Annotated in this window: 3 protein-coding genes; 2 read left to right on the plus strand and 1 reads right to left on the minus strand. The window is 57.0% G+C overall.

Annotated elements, in window-relative coordinates; translation table 11 throughout:
* A partial coding sequence (locus ACTHL0_RS21100; protein ID WP_440568847.1) for an SPFH domain-containing protein occupies positions 1 to 1,017 on the plus strand: 1,017 nt, incomplete at its 5' end.
* Positions 1,018 to 1,141: 124 nt separating this feature from the next.
* On the opposite strand, the gene ACTHL0_RS21105 is transcribed toward ACTHL0_RS21100, so the two are convergent.
* Complete coding sequence (locus ACTHL0_RS21105) at positions 1,142 to 1,783, minus strand: 5-formyltetrahydrofolate cyclo-ligase (protein WP_440568848.1); 642 nt, start codon at positions 1,781 to 1,783, stop codon at positions 1,142 to 1,144.
* A 790-nt stretch (positions 1,784 to 2,573) separates the two neighbouring features.
* Between ACTHL0_RS21105 and asnB the strand changes: the two genes are divergently transcribed.
* Positions 2,574 to 4,210, plus strand: a 1,637-nt coding sequence (gene asnB / locus ACTHL0_RS21110) for an asparagine synthase (glutamine-hydrolyzing) (protein ID WP_440568849.1), incomplete at its 3' end; no start/stop codon positions are given.

The following is a 4,210-nucleotide window of genomic DNA, read 5'->3' on the forward strand; positions in this document are numbered from 1 at the left end:
GCGCATCAGCTCGATGCAAACCTGAAAGAAGTCACGCTGATTACCAAGGACGCGTTCGAGCCGACTCTGCCTGTCAGTTGCGTGCTGCACATCGATCCGACCAAGGCCCCGCGCGTGGTGCAGCGCTTCGGCGATCTTGGACATTTAGTGAATGAGACGATCGATCCGTTCGTCTCGAGCTGGTTCAAGGATGTAGCGCAGACGAAGACCGTCATCGAACTCATTCAAGAGCGCAAGGCAGTCCAGGATCAAGCGAAGACGATCATGGCCGAGCGTTTCGCCAGTTACGATCTCGAGCTTGTCGACGTGATGATGTATACGCCGACAGGGCAAAGCATCGAGCCGATTCTCGATCAGTTGCGCGAGCGGCAGATTGCGACGGAACAGTTGGCGACGTTTGAGGCACAGAAATCGGCGGCCGAAAAACAGCGCGAGTTGAATGACGCGCAGGCGGCGGCCGAGGCACAAGCGGCCTTGACGCAATCCCGAATCAGCATTCAAGTGGCCGAGAACGAAGGGGCCGCTTCGGTGAGCACTGCGCAGAAGGAAGCCGATAAGATCAAGCTGCTCGCTGCCGCGAAATCAGAGGCGGCCAGTATCGAGGGGGCGGGCGAAGGTGACCGGCTTGCTTCGATCGGGCGCGGAGAAGCGGCGGCGACGGCGGCCAAGATGAAAGCGGCCGGGGGCGTCGAGTACGGATTGATTTCGACGGTTGCTTCGCAGTTTGCTCATGCTGTCGAGAAGGGGCGGTTGCCGATCGTGCCGCAAACGCTTATCGCCGGCGGGGATGGTGCTGAGGGGTTTAACGGGCTGTTGCAGACGATCAATGCGGTACTGGCGATGAAGCTGCCGAGTTTGTCGGAGGCAGATCGGGCGAAGGCGACGCTCGCATTGGATGAGGCGATTGCGGATCATGCACGGGTCGGGTCCGCGGTGCGCGTTTCGGCCGATGAAGTGATTCAGGACATTCCCAGCGCGCAGGCCCCGGAAGAAGACAGCGCACCTGTCACGGTCTGAAGTCGCTTCTTGATTTAGGCGATGGCACGCTGTATCGACTGCCTGGTGTGGCAGTGGGCGCGATATCAGCGTGCGCCAGAAGAGCGGCCTGGAGGGGCTTGCCGCGATGGCTCGGACCGCCGCGCTACGAATTGTGGGTTATCCTGAACAAGACATACGCGAGGACGATGGGGGAAACGGCGATGAAAGCCAACAGGAGTCCACCGTCCGCTGCGACAGTGATCGGAGAGAGCGCCAGCTTGGCGGCTTTACCGGCGGGTGTTGGTTTTTCCGTGACAGGCACCCTGTACTCCACATTGAACGCCTGCGGTATCACCGCACCATCGAGAGGCGTAGGCATGTAGCGTGTCCCGCTGATCGTCCCCGATTCGGCGAGCTGGTAGCCTTCGTCCTTGAACCCGTCGGCAAGTGCATGATCGCGTGTGTCGCTATCGCGAGGCGCGTCCTTCTCCCCAAGCACCATCGTATAGCGACCGGAGATCTTGTCGCCCTGTGCCACGAAACCATAAAAGTCCGTATGGAGCTTGGGGCGGTATGACGACGTCATCACCCGATACAGCTGCGATGGCATATCGAAGATGTAGTGGTACCGCTTGCCAAGTACGACCAGTTTCTTCCCGTCCGGGGTAATCAGGAATGCGGTCAGTGTTTCTTCGTACTGCCCATCTGCGAGCCAACTTTCGGTAATCGGACCGGGGCCCTCGCACCCGGCTACCAGGCCGGACGCGGCCGCCATCGAAAGGGCGAGAAATTGTCTTCTTTTCATGAATGCTGCGTTGGATGTTGTTATATCGAGGAACCGCTGGAATGACGAGCGGTTTGCTTGATGCCGCGCGCGTAGCCCGAACGGTCGTCTGGGCTATTTGACGCGGGACGAATTGTAAGGCCGAAATCCCCGCAAAGCACGTTCGTGCACTTCAGCAGAAAACGTTTCCGACTTGTTCATCGCCCCATTCTCCGAAGCCATGTGGGGTCCCCAAAGACTCCATAACGATTTGAACAATTGGGAGTCGACGCACTTTACGACAATTTTGAACGCGTGTAGCCTAGACAGACTGATTTAGACAAATTCAAGCAGATAGCTTCAAATAGACAGATCTGTTTAGCAAAACTGACTCCTGGTTTAGACAACTTGGTATAGACGAACAAATATAGACAGACTGGTTTAGACAAACCAGTCCTGATCGATGGCTAATTTTTACATGTCTTGAAGTTTAAAGCCCATCGGTCCGATCAAACATGCAAGCACTGGAACCGCCCTTCCCGGCAGGCAGGGCGATGGGTAGCTATTAGACATTAACTGTTGAATAAAATGCGGCAGACGCAACGGTCCACTATTGAGACGCAGTGCGTTAAATGCGTTGCGAGCCGCATCCATTGAGAACGCCGAGCTTTGACCGATCCTCCAGTGCGGATATTGGAGCGATATTACTCGTCATTTTCAAATGCCGGGCACTTATCACGGCGAAGAACAATAGAAACTGAGAACCTGAGAGGAAGACATGTGCGGAATAGCGGGAACGATTGGAATTGCTGATACGTCGATCGCGAACACCATGCTTGCGGCTCTGCATCACCGTGGGCCCGATCAGCAAGGTGTGGCATCGCTCGGACCCGTTGCCATGGGGACCACGCGCCTGGCCATCGTCGATCCCATCGGCGGCAGCCAACCGATCTATAACGAAGATCGCTCGCTTTGTCTCGTGTTCAACGGCGAGATCTACAACCACGACGAGCTGCGCAGCAAGCTGCAGGCACAGGGACACACATTCCTGACTGCCTCGGACACGGAAGTCATCGTTCATCTCTTCGAACAGTACGGAGAGTCCTGCGTCGAACATCTGCGCGGCATGTTCTGCTTCGCGATTACCGACGGCCGCAGAGTCTTTCTCGCACGAGACCGCGTTGGCATCAAGCCGCTGTATTACACGCAGCTGCGCAATCACAATGCCATGCTGTTCAGCTCCGAGATCAAGTCTCTATTGGCTGCCCCCATCGTCCCGGCAAAGCTCGACGACATTGCCGTCATCGACTGGGCCATCATCGGCCATTCCGTCGCCAACCGTACGATGTTCGAAGGCATCCGCCTGTTAGGCCCCGGCGAAACGGTATGGGTTGACGTCGCCGATCCGGTAAAAGCACTGCGCCCGCGCAAATACTTCACGCTCGAATACCGTCGCGACGAGCGCATCACGATGGCGACAGCGGAGGAGATGACGCTGGCTGCGCTGACAGAAGCGATCGATTTGCATGCCCGCACCACCGACGGCAATCTCGGCATCGTGCTATCCGGGGGCCTCGACTCCGCGTTAATGGCACTTATTGCCGACTCCACAAAACAAGCCCAACTGCGAACCTACACGGTAGCCGACCATTGGGGGCATCCGGACGTGGGCCAGGCGAAGTTTATCGCCGACCACATCGATTCCAATCACCGTACCTTAGTCATTGACTACAACCACTACCTCCACGAAATTCCGAGCTTCATTGCCGTGGAGGAAACGCCGAGTGACTTGACCGATATTCCTCACTACGTCATGAACCGCGAAATCGGCAAGGAGACGAAGGTTTGCCTCAGCGGTGAGGGAGCGGACGAGGTATTTGGCGGCTATCAGGAATTCGTCGACCGCTGGTACAAAGTGGGCGGCTTGAAGGACCGAATCAAGATGGCTGGCGGGATGGGCCTTGCGCTCTCGAGCGAAGCCGAAGCTTATGTCGACCCGATCATCAGCGCTTCCTCCTATGAGAAGTACCTCGATAAGCTTTTCCGGTATAGCTGCGAGGATCAGCTCGACCGCGCCCATCTGCACCGTGTGGACAAATTCGGCATGGCATTCAGCCTCGAGATTCGTGTCCCGTTCCTCGACAACAAGGTGTTGGACCTGGGCACCTCGATGCCGATTCGCCACCTGGTGAATGCCGAGCTGGGCATCCGCAAACATGTGCTGCGACGCGTACTGCTCAAGAAATTCGGCGCACGCATGGCCGATATCGCACTGCGCGAAAAACTGACCTTCCCTTCCGCGGGCGACCGTTTCGTTGCCGATCTCGGTGAACTGTGCAAGCAATACCTGCCGGCGGATTACGTCAAAAACCACCGGCTTAGCGCGTTCACCCACAACATCGTGAAGATGGTCAGCTTCGACCTGTTCGTGGAAATCTTCATCAAGAACCGGGGCGATGCCACCAAGGT

This window comes from Trinickia sp. (assembly GCF_051961175.1).
Lineage (GTDB): Bacteria > Pseudomonadota > Gammaproteobacteria > Burkholderiales > Burkholderiaceae > Trinickia.